This is a genomic window from Thioclava sp. F34-6 (assembly GCF_002213235.1).
Classification (GTDB): domain Bacteria; phylum Pseudomonadota; class Alphaproteobacteria; order Rhodobacterales; family Rhodobacteraceae; genus Thioclava; species Thioclava nitratireducens.
In genome coordinates this window covers 1-25,074 of the sequence record NZ_NBOA01000013.1, presented here as the reverse complement: position 1 = coordinate 25,074, position 25,074 = coordinate 1, and the positions used below count along the sequence as shown (strand labels likewise).

At 62.5% G+C, this 25,074-nt stretch carries 22 protein-coding genes; 12 read left to right on the top strand and 10 right to left on the bottom strand.

Features of this window, described 5'->3' with window-relative positions:
- Positions 1-889: 889 nt before the first annotated feature.
- The 9 genes from B6V72_RS18225 to B6V72_RS18185 form a co-directional block, all read right to left on the bottom strand.
- Positions 890-2,791 carry a sugar phosphate isomerase/epimerase and 4-hydroxyphenylpyruvate domain-containing protein gene (locus tag B6V72_RS18225; RefSeq protein ID WP_088736285.1) on the bottom strand — a complete coding sequence of 634 codons (1,902 nt, stop codon included), beginning with the start codon at positions 2,789-2,791 and terminating at the stop codon, positions 890-892.
- Between the two features lie 13 nt (positions 2,792-2,804).
- Positions 2,805-3,686, bottom strand: coding sequence for an NAD(P)-binding domain-containing protein (locus B6V72_RS18220; RefSeq protein WP_088736284.1), 882 nt, complete (start codon positions 3,684-3,686; stop codon positions 2,805-2,807).
- Complete coding sequence (locus tag B6V72_RS18215; RefSeq protein WP_078522945.1) at positions 3,686-4,141, bottom strand: type II 3-dehydroquinate dehydratase; 456 nt, start codon at positions 4,139-4,141, stop codon at positions 3,686-3,688. The genes B6V72_RS18220 and B6V72_RS18215 overlap by 1 nt, the downstream gene beginning before the upstream one ends.
- Positions 4,142-4,167: 26 nt before the next feature.
- Positions 4,168-5,463: a TRAP transporter large permease gene (locus B6V72_RS18210; protein ID WP_088736283.1), complete on the bottom strand. Its 1,296-nt coding sequence runs from the start codon at positions 5,461-5,463 to the stop codon at positions 4,168-4,170.
- Positions 5,460-5,993, bottom strand: coding sequence for a TRAP transporter small permease subunit (locus B6V72_RS18205; RefSeq protein ID WP_088736282.1), 534 nt, complete (start codon positions 5,991-5,993; stop codon positions 5,460-5,462). Before B6V72_RS18205 ends, B6V72_RS18210 begins: the two co-directional genes overlap by 4 nt.
- Before the next feature lie 61 nt (positions 5,994-6,054).
- Positions 6,055-7,047 (bottom strand): TRAP transporter substrate-binding protein DctP, encoded by a 993-nt coding sequence (dctP, locus tag B6V72_RS18200; protein WP_088718327.1) that lies wholly within the window; start codon positions 7,045-7,047, stop codon positions 6,055-6,057.
- 169 nt (positions 7,048-7,216) lie between these two features.
- Entirely contained in the window at positions 7,217-7,903 is a 687-nt protein-coding gene (locus B6V72_RS18195) for an FCD domain-containing protein (protein WP_088736281.1), read from the bottom strand.
- A 198-nt stretch (positions 7,904-8,101) separates the two neighbouring features.
- Positions 8,102-9,814: an extracellular solute-binding protein gene (locus B6V72_RS18190; RefSeq protein WP_168173082.1), complete on the bottom strand. Its 1,713-nt coding sequence runs from the start codon at positions 9,812-9,814 to the stop codon at positions 8,102-8,104.
- Between the two features lie 26 nt (positions 9,815-9,840).
- A complete protein-coding gene (locus tag B6V72_RS18185; protein ID WP_255415042.1) occupies positions 9,841-10,746 on the bottom strand; it encodes an NAD(P)-dependent oxidoreductase in 906 nt (301 codons plus the stop codon).
- A 211-nt stretch (positions 10,747-10,957) separates the two neighbouring features.
- Between B6V72_RS18185 and B6V72_RS18180 the strand changes: the two genes are divergently transcribed.
- From B6V72_RS18180 to B6V72_RS18125, 12 genes are all read left to right on the top strand, one after another.
- Positions 10,958-12,025: a 2,3-butanediol dehydrogenase gene (locus tag B6V72_RS18180; RefSeq protein ID WP_088718331.1), complete on the top strand. Its 1,068-nt coding sequence runs from the start codon at positions 10,958-10,960 to the stop codon at positions 12,023-12,025.
- A gap of 33 nt (positions 12,026-12,058) precedes the next feature.
- A complete protein-coding gene (locus B6V72_RS18175) occupies positions 12,059-13,135 on the top strand; it encodes an SDR family oxidoreductase (protein WP_088736279.1) in 1,077 nt (358 codons plus the stop codon).
- 10 nt (positions 13,136-13,145) lie between these two features.
- Positions 13,146-13,430, top strand: coding sequence for a YciI family protein (locus B6V72_RS18170; RefSeq protein WP_038067927.1), 285 nt, complete (start codon positions 13,146-13,148; stop codon positions 13,428-13,430).
- Positions 13,430-14,437 carry a Gfo/Idh/MocA family oxidoreductase gene (locus B6V72_RS18165; RefSeq protein ID WP_088736278.1) on the top strand — a complete coding sequence of 336 codons (1,008 nt, stop codon included), beginning with the start codon at positions 13,430-13,432 and terminating at the stop codon, positions 14,435-14,437. The genes B6V72_RS18170 and B6V72_RS18165 overlap by 1 nt, the downstream gene beginning before the upstream one ends.
- Before the next feature lie 28 nt (positions 14,438-14,465).
- A complete protein-coding gene (locus B6V72_RS18160; protein WP_088718334.1) occupies positions 14,466-15,446 on the top strand; it encodes a zinc-binding dehydrogenase in 981 nt (326 codons plus the stop codon).
- A 28-nt stretch (positions 15,447-15,474) separates the two neighbouring features.
- On the top strand, positions 15,475-16,503 hold the full coding sequence (locus tag B6V72_RS18155; protein WP_199224689.1) for an ABC transporter permease: 1,029 nt from the start codon (positions 15,475-15,477) through the stop codon (positions 16,501-16,503).
- On the top strand, positions 16,490-17,557 hold the full coding sequence (locus B6V72_RS18150; RefSeq protein WP_078571710.1) for a substrate-binding domain-containing protein: 1,068 nt from the start codon (positions 16,490-16,492) through the stop codon (positions 17,555-17,557). The genes B6V72_RS18155 and B6V72_RS18150 overlap by 14 nt, the downstream gene beginning before the upstream one ends.
- Before the next feature lie 84 nt (positions 17,558-17,641).
- A complete protein-coding gene (locus tag B6V72_RS18145; protein ID WP_206185820.1) occupies positions 17,642-20,164 on the top strand; it encodes an ATP-binding cassette domain-containing protein in 2,523 nt (840 codons plus the stop codon).
- Positions 20,165-20,224: 60 nt separating this feature from the next.
- Complete coding sequence (locus B6V72_RS18140) at positions 20,225-21,289, top strand: maleylacetate reductase (RefSeq protein ID WP_088736276.1); 1,065 nt, start codon at positions 20,225-20,227, stop codon at positions 21,287-21,289.
- Positions 21,290-21,303: 14 nt separating this feature from the next.
- Complete coding sequence (locus B6V72_RS18135; RefSeq protein ID WP_088736275.1) at positions 21,304-22,161, top strand: intradiol ring-cleavage dioxygenase; 858 nt, start codon at positions 21,304-21,306, stop codon at positions 22,159-22,161.
- Between the two features lie 33 nt (positions 22,162-22,194).
- Positions 22,195-22,965, top strand: a complete 771-nt coding sequence (locus B6V72_RS18130) for a glucose 1-dehydrogenase (protein WP_206185818.1) — start codon at positions 22,195-22,197, stop codon at positions 22,963-22,965.
- Between the two features lie 23 nt (positions 22,966-22,988).
- Positions 22,989-24,044, top strand: a complete 1,056-nt coding sequence (locus tag B6V72_RS18125) for a 2-dehydropantoate 2-reductase (protein ID WP_038067917.1) — start codon at positions 22,989-22,991, stop codon at positions 24,042-24,044.
- Between the two features lie 421 nt (positions 24,045-24,465).
- Here the strand turns inward: B6V72_RS18125 and B6V72_RS18120 are convergent.
- Positions 24,466-25,074 (bottom strand): Fic family protein (locus tag B6V72_RS18120; protein WP_146696225.1); only part of this gene is annotated, 609 nt, incomplete at its 5' end.

The window sequence follows — 25,074 nt, the reverse complement described above, 5'->3', positions numbered from 1 at the left end:
GATCGCTCACGTCACCGCTCCGTTTTCGGAGCCGTGAATCACGCGACGCAACAGAAATCAATGCATCCTGACCCTAGCAAAGGCACCGATGAGGAGCTCGATAATCTCATCGAAAGGTCCTAAGTATGATAGGCCAGCCGGCCCCCGCGCACAGGTAAGCGCAGAGGCCTATTGATTCCCGACTGTTTTTGTTCTAAATTGATCACGTAACCTTTCATCGAGAGTTGGGTTGAAAAGGCCGTTGGGTGTGTCGCAGCCTCAATGGCCTTTACTTTTGCACGGCGCCGAACGAGGGCAGCGCGCGCTCGAAAACAGGCTGCCGCACTGCGTTTAGAGATGCTGGCCGTGCCTTCGTTGCAGGACCACCGCCATGCGCCCTCATATCGTCGTTCAGTTGGCTGGTGCGCCGCCTCTGCGCATCTTTGCCTCGATAGCCCGTTTCGTCATTAGGAGCGCGCGCGAAGCCAGGAAAGACCGAGTCACGAATGCTGTCGATATGAAGACGTTGCTTCGCGTAGCAGACATCGGTGTAAAGTGCAGCGAACGACCGCGTTCCGCCTTTCCTGCGTGGGAGCAGTGAACGGCCCCAAAGCGGCCGTCCGTCGACTCCGCAGCGAACTTCCGCTTCCCGCCCTTCCTGCCTGGGTGCAGTGAACGGCCCTTAGCGGTCCTTAACGCCACGTTTAGCCAGCGGCCGATACCGGTCCCGAAGCGGCCTAAATGATGAGGACGGAAACCCCTACGTCCAGCGGACCAGAAAATACTGGCAAATCAGCGCAAGCGCGCTTTCTTCGCGGCAGCCATCGAATTCGTGGGTTAGGCCGATTTCGACAAACCCCTGGATCCTCCCAAAAAACACTGGGCGATCTTTCACCGGTGACCAGCGAGCTCAGAGGTCGGGCATTCCCTTCACGCGGCCAAACCGCTTCTGCGCTGCGATCCGGAAGGGGGCGTTGGCGGCTCCGAAGCCTTCGTAACCATTTCTTCGTTCGAGGATTTCGAAGAACATTCCTCCCGCGAAGGGGCGGGAATAGAGCTGATGAAAGGCGCCCTGCGCGTCCTCGTCATAGAGGATGTTGGCCGACTGCAACTTCTGCACAAATTCGCGCGACAATTCGAAGCGCGCTTCGAGATCGGCGTAGTAATTGGATGGCATCGGCAACGGGTCGAAGCCAAGATCGGCAAGCGACGCAGCGGTCTTCAGCATGTCCGTGGTTCTCAGGGCGATGTGCTGAACCGATGCTCCGAATCCATGTGTCAGGAAATCTCCCGCGAGGGTTCGATGCGTCTCGGCGCCGTTGAGAGTGACCTGCAGGCCCTTTCCGTTCCCGGACCCGCGCGATGCGATGGCTTGGCTGCGGACCAGGCCGTCAGGGTCGATCACATCGACCATCGGCGCCTTCTGCATGTCGAATAGCGTCGTGTAGAAAAGGGTCCAGCTGAGCATCTCGTCATACTCCATCGTCTGGGCCAAATGGTCGATGGAGATCAGACCGGCCTCGCATTGCGATGTCTCTTCCGCGGGCTCGAACTCAACGTCCCAGACGTCGTTGAGGCCGCTGGAGCCATCCACGAAATGCAGAACCGAACCTCCAAGACCGCGGATCGCCGGAATTTCCAATTCCCCGGGACCGATCGGCTGCGAGAAGGTCTTCGCGCCGAGCGCACGTGCACGCGTGACTGTCGCCGCGGCATCCGCGACCTTGAGGCCTATGTCACAGACATTGGTGCCGCGCGCGGTCCAAGTGGAGGCGGCGAAGCCCGTTGTCTCGGCGTTGATGAGAATCCGGATATCGCCCTGACGCCAGACTTCCAGCTTCTTGTTGCGGTGCCGTCCCGACATGTGAAAGCCGAGTGTGGAGAGCAATGTCTTCAGGGTCTCCGCTTCGACGCCCTGGGCCGCGAACTCGATGAATTCGACACCGTCCACTGCAACGCGTGCCGGAATCTCGCTGATCTTGTCTTCCAGCCCGGGCTCGGTGCGGCGGACGTCATCCATTAGCGCCACCAGTGAGCGATAGCCGTCGCGTGCGATGGTCCGTGTCGGTCCGCCGCGGAACTGGTCGTTGAAAATCTCGAGGCTCGCCGGTCCGTCATAGCCGGTGGCCATCACAGCGCGCATGAAGCCGGTGACATCCAGATCGCCCTCGCCCGGCATGTTGCGGAAGTGGCGCGACCAATAGAGCAGGTCCATATCGATCGCCGGAGCATCGGCAAGCTGGACGTAGAAAATCTTGTCGCCCGGGATCCGCCGTATCGTATCCGGCTCGATCTTGCGGGCGAGCGAATGGAAGCTGTCGAGGATCAGGCCGACATTGGGATGGTCCGCGCGGCGCACCACTTCCCACGCATCGCGGTGGTCCCAGACATGACGCCCCCACGCGAGCGCCTCGAAGCCGACGCGGATGTCGTAATCTGCGGCAAGCTCGCCCAGGGCGGCGAAATCGCCAGCCATGCGATCTATCCCGCCAAGCGCCTCGGGATGAACCGAGGAACAGACCAGCATGTCGCGGGTGCCGAGCTCGCGCATGAGCTCGAACTTGTGCTCCGCGCGTTTCAGGGCTCGATGGCGAAGCGGAGCCGGGAGCCCTTCGAAATCCCGAAAGGGTTGGAAGAGGAAGATCTCCAGCCCGTGGTCGCGCACCATCTGGCCGACCTCGCGCGGCCCGCCGTCATGGGCGATGAAATCCTGCTCGAATATCTCGATCCCGTCGAACCCCGCTGCAGCAATCGCCTCCAGCTTTTCCTGCAACGTTCCCGAGATCGAGACAGTGGCGATGGCGGTTTTCATTGGAGGCCTCCTTTCAGGATGTGGCCGGGACGGTTTTAGCGAGATCGCTGCGCAAACGGGCGACGTCGAGCGGTAGACCCGTGAAGAGCTTCCAGGCATCGACGCCTTGCCAGATGAACAGCTCGTAACCGGAAATGACCTGCAGGCCTGCCGCTTGCGCCGCGGCGAGGAATTCGGTCTCGACCGGCGTGTAGACGGCGTCGAAGGCCCATGCGCCGGCGATGGCGGATTTGGGAAGCGGCGATCCCGGATGGCCGGTCATACCGACCGGGGTCGCGTTGATGAGCCCCTCGGCGCCTTCGGACATCTCGGCGGCGTCCCGTTCCACGGTGACGCGAAGTCCCGGTTTCGCCGCCTTCAGTTCCGAGGCGAGGACAGCGGCCTTCTGGATGTCACGGTCCGCAAGGCGGATCTCTGAAGCGTCGAGCGCGACCAGCGCGAAGGCGATGGCCCGCCCCACGCCGCCGGTGCCGATAAGCAGAGTTGCTCCGGGCGGTGTGGAACCGCGTGCCGCGCGATAGGCGGAGATGAAGCCGGAGTGATCGGTGTTGTGGCCCTCGGCTCCGGTGGGTTCGAAGAGGACGGTATTCACGGCACCCAGCCGCCGGACCATCGGGTCGGAGATACGCACCAGCGCCGCCACCTTCTCCTTGTAGGGGTAGGTGATGTTGAGGCCCCGATAGCCCTGTGCCGCGCAGTCGGCGAGAATCGTCGCGTGATCCTGTCCGAGCTCGCGCGGGACAAGCCGGTCATAGGTCACCTCGCGTCCGTTCTGCAGCCCGGCCAACCGATGAAGTCGCGGAGCCTGCGAGACGGCGATATTGTCGCCGATCAGACCCAGCCGGATGACTGCATCGTCTGACGCTGTCTCAGAAGGGCTCTCGGGGGCAGGCATCACTTGGCGCCTTTCACGAGTTGGGCGATCCGGGTGATCGCGAAGCCGTAGCCCGCGATGCCGAAGCCTTCGATCTTCGCCGTTGCCGCTTTCGAGACGTAGGACGGGTGGCGGAATTCGTCGCGCCGGAACAAGGCTGAGACATGAACTTCGAAGATTGGGCCGTCGAAGATCAGCAGGGAGTCGAGGATCGCGATCGAGGTCGAAGTGAAGCCCGCCGGGTTGATCAGGATGGCGCAGGCGTTCGTGCGGGCCCATTGAATCCAGTCGACGATTTCACCCTCGTGGTTGGATTGGCGGAAGTCGATTTCCACCCCCGCCGCGGCAGCCGCATCGCGGCTCAACCGCTCTGCATCCTCGAGCGTGTCGTGCCCGTAGATCTCTGGCTGACGCGTGCCGAGCAGGTTCAGGTTGGGGCCATTGATGACCAGGATCGGAAGGTCTTTCTGGGCCATGAGAAGTCTCCTGATGTGCGGCCCTGTCAGCCGCCGTAACCGTAAAGCCGCGGCAGCCACAGCACGGTGCCCGGCACGAAAGTGATGATTGCGAGCCCGACGATCATGATGATCAGGAAGGGCACGAGATGGCGGATCGTCTGGCCGATCGGGGATTTGGTGATCCCGCTGACGACGAAGAGCAGCAATCCGTAGGGGGGCGTCGCAAGGCCGATCATCGTGTTGACCACTACGATCACCCCGAAATGCACTGGGTCCACGCCGAGCGAGACTGCGGTCGGCAGCAGGATCGGCACGATCACGAGGAGGATCGCATTGGCTTCCAGCAAGCACCCGAGCACCAGCAGGAGCACGTTTACCATCAGCAGGAAGGTGATCCGGTCGAGCTGCATGTCGCCCAACGCGCCGCGGATCTCGTTCGGGATCTGCTCGACCGTGACCACGTAGTTGAAGGCCAGCGCCCCTGCGATCAGGATGCCCACGCTCGCGGTGGAGCGGGCGGATTGGCACACGGTGTCATAGGCCGCGCGCAGGCTGACGGAGCGGTAGAGGAAGGTCGAAATCAGGAAGGCGTAGAGCGCGGCGAGTGCGGCTGCCTCGGTCGGCGTGGTAATGCCGCCGTAGATGCCGACAAGAAGGATCACCGGCATCAGCAGGGCGGGCACCGCGCGTAGGGTGATCCGCGGCATCTCGCGCACGGGCACGGGCACTTCCACCGGGAAGCCGTGACGCCGTGCCTGGATCGCGTTCATTACCATCAGCAGGAGCGCGAGGATCAGACCGGGCCCCACGCCGCCGAGAAAGAGGTAGCCGATCGAGGTGTCGGAGACGAGCGCATAGAGCACCATCGGGATCGAGGGCGGTATGATCGGGCCGATGATCGCGGCGGCGGCGGTGATGGCTCCAGCATAGGCGGGGGGATATTTACCGTCCTTGGTCATCAGCTGGATGATGATCTTGCCGATCCCCACCGCGTCGGCGATGGCCGAGCCCGACATGCCCGAGAAGATCAGCGACGACACGACGTTGACGTGGCCAAGCCCGCCACGGAAGCGGCCCACCAGTGCACGGCAGAAATCCAGCAGCCGGTCGGAGAGCGAGCCGATATTCATCAGGTCGGCCGCGAAGATGAAGAGCGGGATCGCCAGCAGAACGTAGGAGCCGTAGAGCCCGCGCAAGACCTGCTCGGCGGCGATGCTCATGTCCTGATGTTCGAGCAGAAGATAGAGGATCGAGGCCCCCAGCATGGCATGCCCGATCGGCAGGCCGACGATGGCGGTGGCGACGATGGCCGCCACGGCGAGGGTGAATTCCCAGCTCATTCGGAGAAATCCTTGCGCGCGACTTGCGTCAGATCGGGGCTGTCATCTTCGGGGCCCGGGCCGCGCAGCTCTTTGATCAGAATCCAACCGTAGCGCAGGATCGTGACCGCCGTGAAAATTGCGAAAACGGAGAAGACGTAGCTGAAGGGGATCTTCATGTAGGCCGTCTTCTCGATCTTCATGAAGGAGATGTAGCTGAGGACATCCGGCAGTGAGGCCGCATAGATGCCGACGATGAAGAGCGAGAACAGAATGCGGAAGACGCGGCGAACCTTGGGCCGGACTGCGCCGTAGATGATGTCGAAGCGGATCTCGTCTTCTTCACGCGCCGAGACGGATTGTCCCCATAGCACGACCCAGAGCCACGCGATGACGCAGAGCTCGACCGTCCAGCCGACGGGATGGTTCAGCACGTAGCGCATGAAAACCTGAACGATGAAGGCCAGGAACATGGCGGCCAGAAGCAGCGCCGGAACGGCGTCCGCCAGACGGCGCGCTACGTTCCGCCAGCGGCGGCTCGTGTTTTGCATCGGTTTGCCTTTCGAGGGGCGAAGGGCCGACACGACCCCCCGCCCTCAGCTTGTCCGGGGTTCAGGCCTGGATCGCGTTGATCTGTTCGAGCATCCCCTCGGGCCAGCTCTTGGCGAAGTCGCTGGCGAGATACTTCTTCTGGGCGTAGTCCCGGAAGGCGGCGCGGTCGGGTTCATAGACCTCGAGGCCTTGCTTCTTGAAGAAGTCCACCAGTTCCTGCTCGCGCTTGAGGTGCTCCTCGGTGCTGGCGGCGATTTCCTTGTCCACGGAGTCCTTCAGCAACTTCTGCTGATCGGCGCTCATGTCGTCCCAGATCTTCTTGGAAATACCCAGCACGTCGAAGCCGACGAGGTGGCTGGTCAGTGCGATCTGGCTCGTGACCTCGTAGAACTTCATGTTGTAATCATTGGGCAACGGGTTGTCCTGACCGTCGATCGCCCCGGTCTGGAGGGCGGTATAGACCTCGGAATAGGCCAGCGGCGTCGGGCTGGCGCCGATCGCCTCACCAAGGAACTGCCACGCGTCGCCGCCCGGCATGCGCAGGGTCATACCCTTCAGATCTTCCGGCGTGTTGATCTTCTTCTTGGGCTTCAGGTTGACCTGACGTGCGCCAAAATAGACCGGCGCGAGGACATGCAGCCCGGCCTTCGCGGCAAGGTCATTGAGCTGCTTGCCCACGTCGCTGTCGAAGACGGCTTTCATATGGGCCGCATCGCGCAGCACGTAGGCGGCGGTCAGGATCGACCATTCCGGCACCTGATCGGCCAACTTCTGCGGCGCGACGAGGCCCATTTCCAGCGTCCCCCGCTGGATCGAGGTCAGTTCACCCCCCTGCGGCACGAGCGTCGACTGGTTGTAGACCTGCAGGTCGAAATCCTTGGCAACGTCTTCGGAAATGCGGGCAAAGGCCTTGGCGCGAATATCGTTATTCGACACCACCGAAGACAGGCGGAGCCGTTTGCGATCTTGAGCGAGTGCAGTGCCAGCCATCAGGGTCGCGGCTGCGCCAGCGGCCCCTGTCGCCAGCACGCTGCGGCGAGTCAATTTGGTCATAGTTCCTCCCTTTCGCCGCATCGAGAGCGGCTCATCCAATTCGACATCTCGATTTTAATATGTCAACTTCAAAAATATCATACATTTTTAATTTCGACGCACAAAATCACGAGCGAGTGTTCTTCTTCTTCACCCGCTTGTCGGCTTTCAGTGCCCTCGTTTGAAGAGTTCAGGGAACGCGACCGGTCGCCAGAATGTGCTCGACGCCGCTTTCGACATGGGAGATCAGCAATTCCACGGCGGCATCCGCATCCCGGGCCAAGGTCAGGTCACGCAGGCGAATGTGGTCTTCCTTGGCCTTTTCGCCGCGAAATTCCAGAATGATCATGTGATAGCGCATGAAGCGATCGAAGACCGAGGAGTGCGTGCGCATCAGGTTTGGCCTGTCGCACGCCGCGATCATCGCAAAGTGGAAATCCCAGTCATGACGCACCCAGGGTTGCACCGGCCCGTCGCCACCCGCGATCAGCTCGCGCTCGATCGTCTCCAGTTTGTAATGCGACGAGACGACCCCCGCCTCCCACTCGATATCGCCATTCGCGATGGACTGACGCAACGCATGGGTCTCGAGCAACAGACGCAGATCTGCGAGATCGCGAAGGTCGGCCTTGCTGATCGGCGCAACCTCGAAGCCGCGTTGTCCTTCAGCGGTGACGAGCCCTTCGTTCGTCAAGCTGCTGAGCAATTCGCGCAGGGTCGTCACGCTGACATCGTATTTCTTGCGCAGCAAATCGAGCTTCAGCTTCTGCCCCGGCTTGAACCGCCCGTGCACGATGTCCCCGCGAAGGCGCCGATGGGTGATGTCCCCGACGGTTTCCCCGGGATGGCCACTGATATCGAACTTATGAATCTTCACGTTTGAGGCCGCTACCTTGTGTTACGTCCCGACGGTTATCGCCCCGCGACGAGACTGAGCCAAGTGCTTTCCCTATTTTCCGTCCATCTTGTTGCGGAACTCGAGAGCTGAAGAGCGGGGCGTTTCTCGGAGTTCTCCGAGCATTCCTCCAATGTTCCCAGACTTAACCGAAGATTATTTCTGACAGCTTTGGCCGCCTCACGCCTCTGCCCTGATTGCCGAGAGGATTCGGTTTTCGGCGTCCCTCAGACCGCGTTGCGGCGATTTTCCGTGGAAGACGATGTCGTGGATTTCTTCGCCCAAGGTCCGCTCGATCAGGTTGAAGGCGGGCACCGGTGGGCGCGCCCAGGTCACAAGTTCGTTCTTGCGGGCCATTCGGTCGACCATGCTGACGATCGGGGAGGAGGCGAGCGCTTCAGGGTCCGCGCAGACCGAGAATCGTGGCGCGACGGGAAAGCCGTTTTTCACGTGCTCTTTCATCGCCTCGGGCGACACCATCCAGGCAATCGCGTCGATGATCTGTTTCTGCCGGGTCGGCTCGACATAGGAGGGGATGGTCAGCAGGAAGCCCCCGACCGGGGCGGAAACACGCCGCATCCGGCGCGAAGGCGGGGGAAGGTAAGCCACGCGACGGGCCACGCGAGAGCTCAGCTCGTGCTCGAAGCGGGCAGCGCGCATTGTCCAGCAATAGGTCATCGCGGCCTGACCGGACATGAAGTAATGGATGCGCCGCTCCCAATCGATGCTCGCGATATCAGGGGGCGAGACTTCTACAAGCTGCTTCATGTATTCGATCACCTCGAGCGCATCCTCGGTGTCGATCTGCAGCTTGAGCGAGTCGAACGTATCAAAACTCCAGCTCTCCTGATTGCGCAGCGGCATGTCGATGACGGTGGTGCGACAGGCGGCGAGGAAGAACATGAAGGAATTCGCGATCGGCATGCCGCGTTGTCCGTTCCACGCGATGCCGTAGAATTCGTTCTGTGGATCGTGGAAGGCGCGCGCGGCCGCGATCGTCTCGTCGAAGGTCTTGGGATAAGTGACCCCCTCGGCGTCGAACAAGTCCTTGCGCGCGGCGAGGATCTCGATCGTGCAATAGAGCGGAATGCCGTATTGCGTGCCCTTCCAATTGCCCGTCCCCCAGACCGAGGGGTGGAAATCGAGCGAGTTGATGGCGGCGTTCGAGATCAGATCGTCGAGTGGCGCGAGCTCTCCGCGTTCGGCGAATTCACCCAGCCACGGCATGTTCATCGCAATGACGTCATAGCGTGGCGTCATCTCCGAAAAAGTCTGGCGCGACTTGGCGTAGAGATTGGGGAGGCGTTGCAGGTCAAAGCTACTACGCTTGCCGAATTCATTTCGGAAATCCGACCACATGTTGCGCATCGCGATGAAGTAGTTGTCATCGTTGAGCAGGAATTTGATGTCGCTAAGGTTGAGTCCGGTGATGTCCTCGCCGCGCACCGGCGAGATGATCTGCGCTGCGAAATAGCTGCCGCCGAAGTAGTATTCGCTCGTTTCGGTGCCTTGCCGCAGACCGAAGGTTTTCGCCATGTGACCTTTGACGTGGATGGCATAGCTCATGAAGGCATTTAACAAGCTTTCCGAAGGCTCGAGGAAATGCGTCTTCAACCCGTTCCCGCGCGGCACTTGCCGTATCAGCCCGTCATCGATCATCTTCATGATCATGCGGTTGCCGGTGCTATAGGGCACATCGGCAAGGCTGATGAGCCCTGACTTGTCGATCGGGCTCAGTCGCAGATGCGCGTCCACCAGTTCCAGCGTGATATTCTGATAGACGTCGGGCTTGGCACCGGGCATCTGATGGTCGAACGGCGCCCGCAACCGTCGAAGAAAATCGACGATTCTGGAAAGCTCGTGGCTCGTCAGATCAGCATCCTGTGGTTGCATTGCGTCCGGATGCTGCCCGACCGGAGTCACCTTGTCGACAATTTTTCCTGCCATTTCACCAATGCGAAGAAATCTTCGTCCCTCATGCCAGCGTTCGACGCGCTCCGATAGAGTTCGAGGATCAGGCCGGTGGTCATCAGCGGCACGTCATTGCGGCGCGCCGCATCGCTGATCAGCGTGAAATCCTTGATCATCTGCGAGACGGTGAAAGCGGGGGTGTAGTCATCGTTGACCACCGCCTCTTGCTTGTATTTGAACAGCGGCGAGGCAACGGCGCTTTCACAGATCACTTCCATCATGTCGGCCCGCGACAGCCCCCCGCTCGCGCCAATAGCCAGCGCCTCCGATAGCACGGCCGAGAAGGCGCCGACGAGGGTGTTTAGCACGAGCTTCATATAGCGCGCTTCCTCGCCCTCTCCGAGGAAGAACTGCCGTGCCGAGAAGGTCTTGATGAGGGGGAGCACCTCGTCCCAGCCCGCACGATCGCCCGACGCAAGAACCGTCAGTGCCGCTTTTGCGGCGAGATCCGTGCTGCCGGAGAGCGGTGCACGCAGGTAGCGCAGGCCCGCCTCGCTCAGGATCTGCGCAACGCGCTCGGAACATTCCGGCGAGACGGTGCTCATTTCCACCAGCAAGGCACCGCGCGGTAGGCCGTGAATTAGCCCGGTCTCTCCCGATACCACCGCCATCAGCGCGTCGTCATTGGGCAGCGTAGAGAAGACGACCTGCACATCGCGCAGATCGCGCGCGCAGTCGGCGGTCTTTGCGCCTTTCTCGGCAAGCTTCGCACGGTTGCCCGAATCGGGTTCCACAACGGTAAGCCCGACGCCGCTGTCCAGGAGATTTCGCGCCATCGGCCCGCCCATTTTTCCGACGCCGATCCAGCCGACCGCGCGAGATTCGGATTGGGGGAGGTGGGGCGCACTCGCCATGTTGCTCATCCATATGTCTCCGTTTGTCTTGCCTCACCCTAAGATGCCGCTTCGGCGAACGCTGAAGTAATTTTTCCGGAGCGGAGATTTTTTTCCTGATGCGATCGGATCGGTTTGCTACGAATCATGGCAAGCAGCGCGACGGTGCCGCGGTCCGACAGGCGGATCACAGGCTGCAGTCGCCGCGCCGACAGGACAGGAGGAGGTCGAATTGAAAGCCGTTCGTTTTCACGGAGCAAAGGATATCCGCGTCGAGGATGTGGAGGAGCCGTCCGGGCAGCTTGCCCCCGATGACGTGCTGATCGAGCCGATCATCACGGGCATCTGCGGCACCGATCTTCATGAGTATATCGCGGGGCCGATCGTCACGCCCGCTGAGCCGCATGTCTACACCGGTGCGAGCAACCCGCAGATCCTCGGGCACGAGTTTTCGGCCCGCGTGTTGAAGGTCGGTGATGCGGTCAGCGATGTTGCGCAGGGCGATCGGATCTCTATCCAGCCGCTCGTAGCGCCACGCAATGATTACTACGGAAAGCGCGGTCTCTATCACCTCTCGCCGCAGCTCGGCTGCATCGGCCTCAGCTGGGCCTGGGGCGGCATGGGCGAGAAGGCCGTTGTCAAGGACTACAACGCCCAGCCCGTGCCCGACGCGCTGAGCGACGAGCAGGCTGCGATGATCGAACCGGCGGCGGTTGCGCTTTACGGCGTCGATCGGGGCGGGGTGACGGCAGGCTCCACCGTGCTGGTGTCGGGCGCAGGTCCGATCGGCGCGCTGACGGTGCTTTCGGCCCATGCAGCGGGCGCTAGCACGATCATCGTCTCCGAGCCGAATCCGAACCGCCGCCGGATCATCTCCGAGATTGCTCCCTATGCCTTCGTCGTCGATCCCGGCGCGGGCAACCTTCAGGAAGTCGTGGGCGATCTGACCGAGGAAGGCGTCGGCGTCGACGTGGCTCTGGAATGCGTGGGCCTCGAGCGCTCGCTCAACGCCTGCGTCGAGGCGGTGCGCCGTCAGGGCAAGGTCGTTCAGGTCGGTCTGCACATGAAGCCTGCCAGCATCGACGCCATGCTCTGGGCGCTCAAGGATATCACGGTCGAAGCGACCTGGTGCTACCCGACCCAGATCTGGCCGCGCATCGCGCGCATGGTCGCCTCGGGCAATTTCCCGATCGAGAAAGTCATCACGGCCCGCATCCGTGCCGAGGACGTCGTGGAGAAAGGCTTCGAGGCGCTGCTCGATCCTGCCGGAGAACATCTGAAAATTCTCGTCACCACCTGACGAAACCGAACTGCAAGAAAGGGGCGAAGACCCATGGCTGAACAGAATATTGCGTTGATTGTCGGGGCTACCGGTCTCTCGGGCAGCTACACCGCGCGCGAGTTGAAATCTCATGGTTGGACGGTCGTCACGGTGTCGCGCAGCGACGTCGATCTTGAGTGGTCCGACCGTCATATCGCCGCGGATCTGACCGATGCAGAGAGCAGCAAGGCCGCGCTGGCTGCGGCCAAGGACGTGACCCATGTGTTCTATTGCACGTGGTCGCGTCAGGCGAACGAGGAAGAGAATGTCCGCGTGAACGGGATGATGGTGCGCAACCTATTTGAGGGGATCGCAGGCGCGCCGATCAAGCACGGGGCGCTGGTCACGGGCCTCAAGCATTACCTCGGTTCGTTCGACGACTACGCCAAGGTTACGCCCTACACGCCCTTCCTTGAATCAAGTCCGCGTCTGCCGGGGCCGAACTTCTACTACGCGCAGGAAGATGTGCTGCTGGAGATGGCCGAGAAATACGGCTTCACCTGGTCGGTGCACCGCCCGCACACGATGATCGGCTTCACGGTCGGAAATTACATGAACATGGCGGTTACGCTCGCGGTCTATGCCTCGATCTGCAAGCACACTGGCAAGCCGTTCCTCTATCCCGGCTCGCCCGAGCAATATAACGCGGTCACCGACGTGACCGATGCGCGCATCCTCGCCAAACAGTTCTATTGGGCGGCGACGACGCCGGAAGCTGCGAACATGCCGTTCAACACTGCGAATGGCGACGTCTTCCGCTGGACTTGGCTCTGGGCGCGGATCGCCGAGTATTTCGGCCTCGAGGTCGCGGAATACCCCGGTCACACGACGCCGCTCGAAGAGCAGATGGCGGATGCGCCCGCGATCTGGTCCGAGATGGTGGCGCAATATGGGCTGCAGGACATCCCTGTGACCAAGCTCGCCTCGTGGTGGCACAGCGACGCCGACCTGGGTCGCGAGCTGGAATGCTTCACCGATATGACGAACAGCCGGAAGCTGGGCTTCGACGCCTATCAGAGCACGCCGGACAGCTTCTTCGACGTGTTCGACGAACTGCGCGCGCGCAAGATCATTCCGGCCGGAAACTGAGGAGACCGCAATGCACTACGTGATCCATTGCCTTGACCATGACGGTGCCGTCGACAAACGGCTGGCGAATTACGAGGACCACAAGGCCTATCTGGCTCAGGCGCCAGTGAAGACGGTTATCTCGGGCCCGCTGCTCGCGGATGACGAGGAAACCATGATCGGCAGCTGCTTTGTGCTGGAGGCTGACAGCCTTGCAGAGGTCGAAGACTTTAACCGCAACGATCCCTTCGCGAAGGTCGGTCTGTGGAAGTCCGTCTCGATCCGTCCGTTCTCGAAGCGCGTGGACAATCGCTGATGTCGGGGCCGGTCAAAATCGCCCTCGTCGGGCTCGGCTGGTGGGGGCAGAAGATGCTCTCCGTTCTGTCGAGCGCTCCCGAGGATATCAAGGTCGTCCGCGCAGTGGAGCCTAACATGGACGCGGTGCGCGATCTCTGCGCCGATAAGGGCGTGACGCTCAGCGCGGATTACGCGGACGCGCTGAAAGATCCGGAGGTCGAGGCCGTCGTCTTGGCAACGCCGCACTCGCTGCACACGGATCAGATCGCCAAGGCGGTCGCCGCAGGCAAACACATCTTCTGCGAAAAGCCGCTCGCGCTCACTGCGGAAGAAGCCGCTCGTTCGGTTGCGCTTTGTGCCGAGGCCGGGCTCGTCCTGGGCATGGGCCACGAGCGCCGGTGGGAGCCGCCGATCGCCGAGATGCTGGCGAAGGCCGATGCGGGTGAGCTGGGCCGTATCCAGCAAATCGAGGCCAATTTCAGCCACGACAAGTTCGTCGGCATGGACCCGAGCAACTGGCGTGTTCAGGCGAGCGAGGCGCCGGCAGGCGGCATGACCGCGACGGGCATTCACCTGCTGGATCTGTCGGTCCGCCTTCTGGGCCGCGCGGAAAGCGTGCTGTGCATTTGCGAGCAGCTATCTTCGAAACTGCCGCAGGGCGACACGGTCGCGGCCTATGTGAAATTCGCCGGGGGAGGGACCTCCTACGTGTCGGCCTCGCTGTCGAACCCGTTCATGTCCCGCTTCACTGTCTACGGATCGAAAGGCTGGATCGACATTCGCGACAAGGCGCATGTCGAAGCGCCTGACGGCTGGATCGTGACCTCGGCCATGGCCGGTGGCCCGATCGAGACCGTGGAGATCGGCAAGGCCGAGCCTGTGAAGGACAACCTGGTGAGTTTCGCCCGCGCCGTGCGCGGACAGGAAACCTACCCGATCACCGCCGATCATCTGGTCGACAATATCGCGCTGCTCGAGGCGGTCTTCGCCTCCTCCCGCAGTGGTCAAATCGAACGCGTGGCGTAACCCGCCGCAGCGAAAGTTGGAGCCTGACATGAAAGCCCTGATCTTCGACGAACCAAACAAGCCCATCGTGACGCAGGTGCAGACGCCCGGCATCACCGACAACGAGGTGCTCATCCAGTCGCGCCGCGTCGGAATTTGCCATTCCGATTACGAGCTGCTGGCCGGTCAATACATTATCCCGATTTCCTACCCGGTCGTTCCGGGCCACGAATGGGTCGGCGAAGTCGTCGAGGTCGGGAAGAATGTCGACGGGCTCAAGCCCGGGGATCGTGTGGTCGGCGAATGCGTGATCAACACGCCCGAGCGCATCCACCACTTCGGCTTCTCGATGGACGGTGCGGATCGTGAATTCTTCGCCGCGCGTCCCGAATGGCTGCACAAGCTGCCCGATGCGGTGGATGACGCGAAAGGCGCGCTGATCGAGCCCTTCACCTGCGGGTATTACGCGGTGATGCGCCATGGCGGCGTCTGCGCGGCGGATACGGTCGTCGTTTCTGGCGGCGGCACGATCGGCCTCGTCTCGGCTGCCGCCGCGATCGGGATGGGCGCTCGCGTGATCGTGGTCGACCCGGTGCCGCTGCGCCGTGAGATCGCGATGAAGCTCGGTGCGGACGGCACGATCGATCCGACCGACGGCGATCCCATCGAAGCGGTGCAGGAGATGACCAAGGGCGGCGCCGATCTCGTGGTCGAATGCGCGGGCCATCCGGCCTCGCTGGCCAATGTCTTCGACTATGCCCGCGACGACGGGAATGTCTCCATGGTCGGCATCAATATCGGCCAGAAATTCCCGGTCGAGCTGGGCAAGATCCAGATCAAGAACCTCAACGTGCGCGGCTGCATCGGCTCTCCCGGCGTCTGGCCGGCGGCGATCCGGTTCCTGGAGCGCACCGGGCTCGATCTCTCGCCGATCCAGACCCACAGCTACAACATCGATGACGCGATGACCGCGCTGGAGCTTGGCAAGTCGCCCGACAAGGCGGTCAAGGTCACCTTGGAAATCAGCTGAGACGCGACGCGAGGGAGGAGGAGAAATCATGGCTGAGACGACGCCGCATAGCTTCGGAGGCCCGACGGGTCTGATGTCGATGCCCTTGTCGAAGGGCTTCGTCACCATCGTCGCCTCGACGCTGGCGCTCATCCTTCTTTGCGTCATCTTCGCGCCCTCGGCGGTCACCGCCGGGTCGCTGATGGGCAGCCTGCCTTTCGCGGCGGTGCTTGGTATCGTCGGGCTCGGCCAGATGCTGGTGGTGCAGCAGGGCGGCTTCGATCTGTCGGTGCCGGGGTCGGTATCGCTTGCGGTGGTGATCGCGACCCACATGCCCAACGGGCAGGATGCCGGGCTACTGCCCGCACTTGTCATCGCGGTCGGCTTCGCGCTCGCGGCGGGGATCCTGAACGGCATCATGGTCGCCTATTTTCGCCTGAACGCAATCGTTGCGACCATCGGGATGAACGCACTTCTGTTCTCGGCGGTCTTTGCGATCTCCGGCGGCGTGCCGCGGATCACCACGAACCTGCTGGCCCATATCGCGGGCGGTCAGACCCTGGGCATTCCCCATTCGGTCCTGTTCGCCCTCGCTATTCTGGCTCTCGTGTCCTTCGGTCTGAAAAAGACGGTGGCTGGCCGTCGCTTCGAGGCTATCGGAGCCAATCCGAAGGCGGCCCGCGCGGCGGGTCTGAGCGTCAAGCCGTATCAGGCGATGGCCTATGTGGCGGCGCAGATCCTTTACTGCACCGCGGGCATCCTGATCGCAGGCATCACCCGCGAACCCACGGCATTTCAGGGCAACAGCCTGCTTCTGCCCTCGGTCGCCGTCGTGGTGCTGGCAGGGACATCGCTTCTGGGAGGGCGCGGCTTTCCGATCTCGGTCGTCATCGCCGCCTTCTTTCTCAATCAGCTAAGCCAGTTCGCTCTGTCGATCGGTGTGCCCTACTCGGCGCAGACCATCGTGCAGGCGCTCGCTCTTGTATTCGGCATCGGGGTCTACTCGATCGAATGGACGAACCGTTTCAAGACAGAACAAACAAGTTCTACAGAGGAGGAGAACCATGAAACTGTCTAACCTGAAAGGATGCGCTGCCTATATGGCGCTGGGGCTTGGAATTGCCCTCTCGGCCTCGGCGGCCAGCGCAGAGGACGCACCTTCCTGGTGCGGCCCGAACAAGGCCTCGCTGGCGCTGCTCGACGGTTTCGGCGGCAATAGCTGGCGTCTGGTGACGACCGCTTCGGGCAAGGAGGAAGCCGCGAAGTGTCCGAGCATCACCGACTACTACTATGCCGACGGTCAGGGCGATACGCAGAAGGCGATCTCCGACATCAACTCGATGGCGGCACGCGGTGTCGATGCAATGGTCGTCTTCGGCGATGCCGGTCCCGCGATCCTGCCCGCGCTGACCAAAGCCTACCGCTCGGGCGCGGTCGTCGTGCCTTACCGCGTGAATGTCGGTGGGGAAGCCGGCAAGAACTACACCCGCTTCGTCGGTGCCGACTTCGTCTATGACGGCGAAAGCTGGGGCAAGTGGATCAAGGAGAACTTCCCGGACGGCGCGAACATCCTGTTCCTGTCGGGCCCGGCGGGCAACAGCCAGGGTCTGGACGAGCTGAAGGGGATGAAGAATATCCTCGACGACAGCTACAAGTTCCTGAACCCGGACCCCTTCGCGGTCACCAACTGGGATCCTTCCCTGACGCAGCAGGTGCTGTCGGCCGCTATCGCGCAGCATGACAATATCGACGTGATCGTGTCCGACTTCGGCCCGTCGCTCGTGGGCGCGCTGCCGGTGTTTGCGAACTTCGACCGCTCGATCCCGGCGCTCGCGACGTCCGACGGCAACTCGCTCGGCTGCTTCTGGGAGAAGGTCCACGCCGACAACCCCGATTTCAAGCTCTTCACGGTCGCGACCGGCAACGACAACGTTCGTCTCGCCGTGCAATGGGCGATCGCGGAAGCGACCGGTGGCACCCCGCCGTCGGAGGAGGTCTTCAAGGCCCCGAATTTCGAGGACTCGACCGATGGGGATCCGAACCCCGTCCAGTGTCGCTCGGATCTGCCCGGTGCGATCTATCTCTCTGCTCAGCTTTCGGGTGACGAGCAGGCGAAGGCCGTCGGCCAGTAACCTCCCCTGTCTCCGGGCGGCGCTATCCGCCCGGAGATACCCGCGCCAACCCCTCAGATCGGCGGAACTAAACGGATGATAGCATTGGCTGAAATCGAACCGATGGAGAAGGCGGACGGGCTCCGCGAAACGTCAACGGGCACCCCCGTGATCCGCTTGCGCGGCGTGTCGAAATCCTTCGGGGCGGTCCGCGCCCTGAGCGACGTGAGCGTCGACATTCACGCGGGCGAAGTGCACGCGATCCTGGGCGAGAACGGGGCCGGGAAATCGACCCTGATGAACCTGATCACAGGCGTTCTGCAGCCCAGCACCGGCCGGATCGAATTCGACGGGCGTGATGTGATGCCGCTCTCGCCGGAAAGCTCGTCGGCGCTTGGCGTCGCGATCTCCTATCAGCACCCGGCGATCTTGCCTGACATGACGGTGCTCGAGAACCTGCAGGTTTCACTGCCTGCCTCTGTTTTCCAAGGCGACCGCAAAGACCGCGTCGGTAAGCGTCTGCTGGAAGAGGTCGGCCTTGAGGTGCCGCTGAGCGCGCGTGTCGATACGCTGACCATCGCGCAGAAACACCTGCTGGAACTGGCGAAAGCGCTCGCCGTCCAGCCCCGTGTGCTTATTTTGGATGAACCGACGGCCGCGCTCGATCAGGACGCGACGGATATGCTTTTCGCGAAGGTTCGGGCGCTGAAGGCCTCCGGCACCGCCGTCATCTATATCACCCACCGTCTGGCCGAGTTGCGCCAGATCGCGGATCGCGTGACCGTGTTGCGCGATGGCCGTCACCGGGGCAGCGCGCCTGCGAGCGAGATCAGCAATTCCCAACTTCTGGATCTGATCGTCGGGCGCCGTCTTGCCTCTGCCTTCCCGCCGAAATGCGCCGACGCCAATCCCCCGATCAATTTCGAGGTCGAAGGCCTCAGCGGGCGCAAATTCTCGGATGTGGCCTTCGCCTTCGGACGCGGCCAGATCATTGGCGTCGCCGGTGTCGAGGGCAACGGCCAGTCCGATCTGATGCGCGCCTTGGTGGGCCTTCAGCCCTATCGCGGCGCGATCAAGCTCCACGGTCGCACGCTCTCGCCGAAAGAGCTGAAACACGCGGCGGCCTTCATGCCATCGGATCGCCATACGGAAGGCCTCGCTGCGGATTTGACTATACGGGAAAACGCGACCTTCGCCTCGCTCGACAAATATGCCTCGAGCGGCGTGCTGGATCGCAGCAAGGAAATGCAGAAGGTGCAGGAGGTCTTCTCTTCGCTGGCGGTGAAGGCCGCAGGCGTCGAGGCGAAGGTCTCCCAGCTTTCGGGCGGCAACCAGCAGAAGATCGTGATGTCCCGCGCGCTTTTGTCGGAGCCTGGCTTCATCGTGGCTGACGAACCCACGCAGGGTGTCGATGTCGGTGCGCGCTTCGAGATATATCGGATCCTGCGCGAAGTGTCCGACGCGGGCACGCCGGTGATTGTCAACTCGTCGGACGCGGCGGAACTGGAAGGGCTGTGCGACATCGTTCTGGTCATGTCGCGGGGCCGTATCGTCGAGACGCTGCGCGGCGATGACATCACCGAAGCCCGCATCGTCGGTGCTGCGGTCGAAGCTGACACGCATGCGCATCACGTGGCCGAGGAACGGAGCGCGAAAGAGGGCTTCGGCGCGAAGCTGCGCCATTTTGTGCAAACCGACAACGCGACGATCGTGCCGCTCGCGCTGGTGACCGTGCTGCTTGCGTTGTTCGTGAGCGCGCAGAATGAGAATTACCTGTCGTCCTTCAACGTCTCGAACATCCTGATCCTCGCCACCGCACTGGGCTTCATCGCCTTGGGGCAGACCATCGCCTTGTTGATGGGCGGGATCGACCTGTCGGTCGGACCTCTCGCCGGTTTCCTCGTGGTGATCGGGTCGTTCTTCATCAACGATGGCAGCCCGGCCTCGACGATGGCGCTCGGTTTCGCGCTGATGTTCGGCGCGGCGATCGTCGTTGGATTGATCAACGGCGTGCTGATCCGTTTCGCCAATTTCACACCCATCGCCGCGACACTGGCGATGTTCATCGGCCTGCAGGGCCTGAGCTTCGTGCTGCGTGAGGGCCCGGGCGGCTACATCTCCTTCGACGTGATCGATACGCTCACCCGGAGCTTCGGGCCGGTCCCGATCGCCTTCGTGGTGATGATCGTGATCGCCATCGCGATGGAGCTGGGTCTGCGCCGCAAGCGGGCAGGGTGGCAGCTTCGCGCGGTCGGCTCGCACGAGGAATCCGCGCGGCGGATCGGGATACGCACGGATCGGACCTTCGTGCTCGGCTATATCGCCGTGTCGCTACTGACCGCACTGGGTGCGATCATGCTGATGGCTCAGATCGGCGTCGGAGATCCGGCGCAGGGCGTGAACTACACGCTGGGCAGCATCACCGCGGTCGTGCTGGGCGGCACCAGCCTTCTCGGCGGGCGCGGCACCTTCATCGGCTCGCTGCTGGGCGCGGTGCTTCTGACCGAAGTGCTCAACGCCGTGTCCTTCCTCGGGCTGTCGCAGGCCTACCAATACGGCTTCCAAGGGGTGCTGATCCTCGTGGCGGCGCTCATCTACACGACCGCGCGTCGGCGCCGCGACGAGTAACCTCGCGGCCCACGCTGGCTCAATTCAACGCCTCGTCTGTGCGAGGCGCAGGGAGGAACCATGCCTGAAGCGTTCATCTACACATCCAGCCCCGGGCGTATCGTCTTTGGCTCCGGGACCTTGGCGAAGGTTGCCGAGGAGGTGGAGAGACTGGGCTGCGCCCGCGCGCTGATCCTGTCGACGCCGTTCCAGAAAAACGACGCCGAGGCGCTTGCAAAAGACCTCGGGGAGATGGCGGCCGGAACGTTCACCGAGGCCGCGATGCACACGCCCGTCGCCGTGACCGAGGCCGCGCTCAAAGTCTATAACGAGACCAAGGCCGATTGCGTCGTAGCGCTCGGCGGCGGCTCGACCATCGGTCTGGGCAAGGCCATCGCCTGGCGCAATGACGCACCGCAGGTGGTGATCGCGACGACCTATGCCGGCTCGGAAGCAACCGACATTCTCGGTCAGACCGAGAACGGGCAGAAGACGACCGTCCGCGATCCCAAAATCCGCCCGGAAACCGTGATCTACGATCCCGATCTGACGCTGGGCCTGCCGGTCGCGATGAGCGTCGCGAGCGGGTTGAACGCGATGGCCCACGCGGTCGAGGCGCTCTACGCGCCCGATGCGAACCCGGTCACGTCGCTGATGGCGGTCGAAGGGCTGCGCGCGCTGAAATCAGCGCTGCCGCGGATCGTCGAGACGCCGGAGGACCGCGATGCCCGCGCCGATGCGCTCTACGGGTCGTGGCTCTGCGGCACCGTGCTGGGCGCGGTCGCGATGTCGCTGCATCACAAGCTCTGCCACACGCTCGGCGGCGGGTTCGACATGCCCCACGCGGAAACGCACGCGATCCTGCTGCCGCATACCGCCGCTTATAACGCCGCGGCGGCGTCTGCCGAACTGGCGCGCGCGACCGAGCTGTTTGGTGGCGATCTGGGCGGCGGACTCTACGACTTCGCGCGCTCCATCGGCGCCCCTCTCGCGCTGGCCGACTATGGCCTCAAGGAAAGCGATCTGGCGCGCGCCGCCGATATGGCCGTCCAGAACCCCTACAAGAACCCGCGCGAAATCACGCGCGACGGCATTCTCGACCTGCTGAGCCGCGCCCATGCCGGGCAGCGCCCCGTCACGACCTGATAGGAATGAATGACATGACCCAAGAGCCGAAGATCGCCTATTTCACCGAGGAAGCCTCGGTCGAAACCGTCAACGCCCGGGTTTCGGAGAGCACCGATCCGCGCCTCCAGACCGTGATGGCGAGCCTCGTCCGCCACCTGCATGCTTTCGTGAAGGACGTCGAGCTGACGCAGGCCGAGTGGGATATCGCGATCGATTTCCTCACCAAGACCGGACAGATCTGCGACGAGAACCGTCAGGAGTTTATCCTGCTTTCTGACGTGCTTGGCGTCTCGATGCTGGTCGATGCGATCAACAACCGCCGCCCGACTGGGGCGACCGAGAACACGGTGCTCGGCCCGTTCCACGTCGATGGCGTGCCGGAATACGAGATGGGCGCGAACATCACGCAAGCGGGCGGGCGCGAGACCTGCCGCTTCTATGGCACGGTCACCGACCTCGACGCCAACCCGGTCGAAGGGGCGCGGATCGACGTCTGGTCGGACAGCGAGGACGGCTTCTACGACGTCCAGCAGCCAGACATTCAGCCGCGCAACAACAATCGCGGCGTGTTCACCACGGGGCCGGACGGGCGCTACTGGTTCAAGGGGATCAAGCCGGTCTCTTACCCGATCCCTGACGACGGTCCGGTGGGCAAGATGCTGGGCAAGCTCGGGCGTCACCCGTATCGCCCGGCGCACATGCATTTCATCGTCAGCGCCGAGGGCTTCGATCCGGTGACGACCCATACTTTCGTGGCGGGCGACAAATACCTGACCTCGGATGCGGTGTTCGGCGTCAAGGAATCCCTGATCGCCGAGTTCACCCCGGTCGAAAACGGCGAAACGCTGTGGGAGTCCAACTACGATTTCGTGCTGCACCGCGCGACCTGAGCAGGGGAGGATATCATGTCTGAACAAGAGCAAATGGGCGGCGTCGTCGTTACGGGTGCCGCACGGGGAATTGGTCTCGAGATTGCGCGGCGCGCCGCGGCGGCTGGATACGGCGTGGTGATCGCCGATCTTGATCAAGAGGCTGGCGCGGAGGCCGCCGCAGCCCTCACCGCCAACGGTGGACGCGCGGTCTTCTGCAAGACCGACGTGACTGACCGGGCTGCAACCCGCGCGGCCATTGCCGCCTGCGAGGCGGAGTTCGGCTTTCTCCATGCCATAGTCAACAACGCAGGTTTCAACCGTCCTCAGCCTTTCCTCGAGACGACCGAGGAAAACTGGACCCAGATCATGTCGGTCAACGGCATGGGCGTGATGATCGGCATTCAGGAAGCGGCGAAGGCGATGATCGCGGCCAAGCGGAAAGGCAAGATCATCAGCACCGCCTCGATGGCGGGCCGCGCCGGCTTCGGTGATTTCGCCCCATATTGCGCAAGCAAGGCCGCGGTCATCAGCCTGACTCAGGCGGCGGCCCGCACGCTCGCGCCGCACGGAATCACCGCCAATGCCTTCGCTCCCGGCGTGGTGGAGACCGATCTCTGGACGGTGCTCGACAAGGACTTGATGGAAATGGGCGTCTCTTCCGAGCCGGGTGAGGCCCTGCGCAACTTTGCCGCCGGGATCCCGCTCGGCCGGACTTCGACGCCCGCCGATGTCGCCGGAACGGTGGCTTTTCTGCTCTCGCCGGACTCCGATTACATGACCGGCCAATGCCTGCAGATTGACGGCGGGATGATCATGCAATGACCGCAACCGAGGAGATACGCCCGATGACGAAGCAAACCCCTTTCCCTCGGATCGCCTTTATCGGGACCGGTGCGCAGGGCGCATCGGTCGCCGCCGATTTCGCGCTGGCCGGGCTCGACGTCACCTTCATCGACCAGTGGCCGGCGCATGTCGAGGCGATGCGCGAGAAGGGGCTGACGGTCAATCTGCCGACACGGCAGCTGCACACGCCGGTCAAGGCGTTGCATCTGTGCGAGATCGCCGAAATCAAGGAGCCCTTCGATCTCGTCTTCATGGTGGTGAAAGCCTATGACACCCGCTGGGCGGCGGAAATGATCAAGCCGGTTCTGGCGGAGCACGGGTTCGTCGTGGGACTGCAGAACGGCATGACCCACGAGGCGATCGCCGATATCGTCGGCGCGCATCGCACGATCGGCGCGGTTATCCAGATTGCGTCAAACATGTGGGAGCCGGGGATCACGACCCGCCAGAACGACACGGACGAAAGCTGGTTTGCGCTTGGCGCGCTCGACCCCGAGCAACAGCCGCGGGTCCACGACGTCGCCGATATCCTGCGTCATTCCGGCACCGTTCAGGTGGTGGACGATATCCGCTCGGCGAAATGGATGAAGCTGGTGGTGAATGCAGCCGAACTGATTCCCACGGCGATCATCGACACCGCGATGCGCGACAGCGTCCGCGACCCCGAGTTTCTCGAAGTGATGCGGCGCGCCGGCTATGAGGCAATGGAGGCAGCGCTCGCTGACGGCGCCACCATCATGCCGATCATCGGGATGCCGCCGGTGATGAGTAACCACCCGGAACGCTATGTCGACGAGATCTTCGACGAGGTCGTTCGCACATTCTCAAGGGACGACACGCTGACGACCTCGCTGCAGGATTGGCGCAAGGGCCGTCGCGCCGAGGTCGACGAGGTGAACGGGCTGGTGGTCGATTTCCTCGAGGCGCGCGGCAAGGCCGCACCGATGAACCGCAAGGTCGTGGAGATGGCAAAGGAGATCGAGGCCGGTCGGCGCAGGCATCACCCCGACAACGCGCGCGAACTTGTGGCGCATTACCGGGGGCTGGCGCAGGCTTAGCGCGGAACTATCGGGCGTCGTCGCGCCGCACTGATTGACCTCGATTTTTCCGGAATGAGCTTCTACGCATCTCGGAAATGATCGGCCTGTTCTTCTTCGACGCGCAACTCATCGATAATGAGCGGAGTTCTTCAGTTGTTGGCTTGATCTGCGCCTCGGTCATTGCATGCACCGGGCCCCTCGCTTCGTGTCTGAACTCGAAGCTGTTTTCACCCTACGGAATGAATCCGAAGGCGACGGTGTATCACAGAAAATTGGGTCGTTAGCGTCCTGCGTTCTCCAAGACCGGACCTTCGTGGCGCGCGCAGCGAACGACCGCTTCCCGCCCTTCTTGTCGCGGTGCTGCAGGCGCAAAGAGCTTGTCGATAAGGTTTATTACGTAAATCTGTCCGAGGACCCGCCTTGTCCATCTCGATCACCATTAGCTTCGCAAACCGCCATCGGCAAAAAGGTTCGGGAAAAGTCGTTCCCGATAGTCCATCGGGAACGCCAGTCTTACCGGCGTCTTTGGCGAAGCGGACGTCAGATACCCGGCATCGGTCAGTTTACTGAGCGTATTGCGCGCCGTGCGCTCGGAAGTCTTGAGAACAATCTGCGCCTCGCCACGCTCAAGCTTGCCATGGCGGAGAACGGCCGAGATCAGATCTGGGGCGCGCTTGTCGTCAATCGTGTCTTCGACAAGGCGTCGGTAGCGCTTTTCTAGCCCGCCAAGGTCGAACAGCTTTGCGGAAAACGTGATCTGATCAAGCGTAACTTTCAGAAACCATTCGCTGAACCCCTTCAAGGCTGCTTCAGACAGGTTGCCGCGCCCGTCGCGGTCTCCGCGTCTTGGACTGTCTGCAAGGTCCATCATGCGCTTGTATTCACCGCGATCGGTCAGTCCGCGAGCAAGTCCGCGGGAAACAGACCATAGGCCTTGGCCGCCAATGCCGGCTGTCAGAGCCATGGCATGGGACATCAATCGGCTGACGCGCCCGTTTCCGTCTGGGAATGGATGGATGTAATTCAGTCGATGATGCGCCGACGCAAT

Bases quoted from the DNA above. Each gene is read 5' to 3' on its own strand.
- B6V72_RS18225 (WP_088736285.1), bottom strand. From the start codon at position 2,791: ATGAAAACCGCCATCGCCACTGTCTCGATCTCGGGAACGTTGCAGGAA.
- B6V72_RS18220 (WP_088736284.1), bottom strand. From the start codon at position 3,686: ATGCCTGCCCCCGAGAGCCCTTCTGAGACAGCGTCAGACGATGCAGTC.
- B6V72_RS18215 (WP_078522945.1), bottom strand. From the start codon at position 4,141: ATGGCCCAGAAAGACCTTCCGATCCTGGTCATCAATGGCCCCAACCTG.
- B6V72_RS18210 (WP_088736283.1), bottom strand. From the start codon at position 5,463: ATGAGCTGGGAATTCACCCTCGCCGTGGCGGCCATCGTCGCCACCGCC.
- B6V72_RS18205 (WP_088736282.1), bottom strand. From the start codon at position 5,993: ATGCAAAACACGAGCCGCCGCTGGCGGAACGTAGCGCGCCGTCTGGCG.
- dctP (WP_088718327.1), bottom strand. From the start codon at position 7,047: ATGACCAAATTGACTCGCCGCAGCGTGCTGGCGACAGGGGCCGCTGGC.
- B6V72_RS18190 (WP_168173082.1), bottom strand. From the start codon at position 9,814: ATGCAACCACAGGATGCTGATCTGACGAGCCACGAGCTTTCCAGAATC.
- B6V72_RS18185 (WP_255415042.1), bottom strand. From the start codon at position 10,746: ATGGCGAGTGCGCCCCACCTCCCCCAATCCGAATCTCGCGCGGTCGGC.
- B6V72_RS18175 (WP_088736279.1), top strand. From the start codon at position 12,059: ATGGCTGAACAGAATATTGCGTTGATTGTCGGGGCTACCGGTCTCTCG.
- B6V72_RS18170 (WP_038067927.1), top strand. From the start codon at position 13,146: ATGCACTACGTGATCCATTGCCTTGACCATGACGGTGCCGTCGACAAA.
- B6V72_RS18165 (WP_088736278.1), top strand. From the start codon at position 13,430: ATGTCGGGGCCGGTCAAAATCGCCCTCGTCGGGCTCGGCTGGTGGGGG.
- B6V72_RS18160 (WP_088718334.1), top strand. From the start codon at position 14,466: ATGAAAGCCCTGATCTTCGACGAACCAAACAAGCCCATCGTGACGCAG.
- B6V72_RS18155 (WP_199224689.1), top strand. From the start codon at position 15,475: ATGGCTGAGACGACGCCGCATAGCTTCGGAGGCCCGACGGGTCTGATG.
- B6V72_RS18150 (WP_078571710.1), top strand. From the start codon at position 16,490: ATGAAACTGTCTAACCTGAAAGGATGCGCTGCCTATATGGCGCTGGGG.
- B6V72_RS18140 (WP_088736276.1), top strand. From the start codon at position 20,225: ATGCCTGAAGCGTTCATCTACACATCCAGCCCCGGGCGTATCGTCTTT.
- B6V72_RS18135 (WP_088736275.1), top strand. From the start codon at position 21,304: ATGACCCAAGAGCCGAAGATCGCCTATTTCACCGAGGAAGCCTCGGTC.
- B6V72_RS18130 (WP_206185818.1), top strand. From the start codon at position 22,195: ATGGGCGGCGTCGTCGTTACGGGTGCCGCACGGGGAATTGGTCTCGAG.
- B6V72_RS18125 (WP_038067917.1), top strand. From the start codon at position 22,989: ATGACGAAGCAAACCCCTTTCCCTCGGATCGCCTTTATCGGGACCGGT.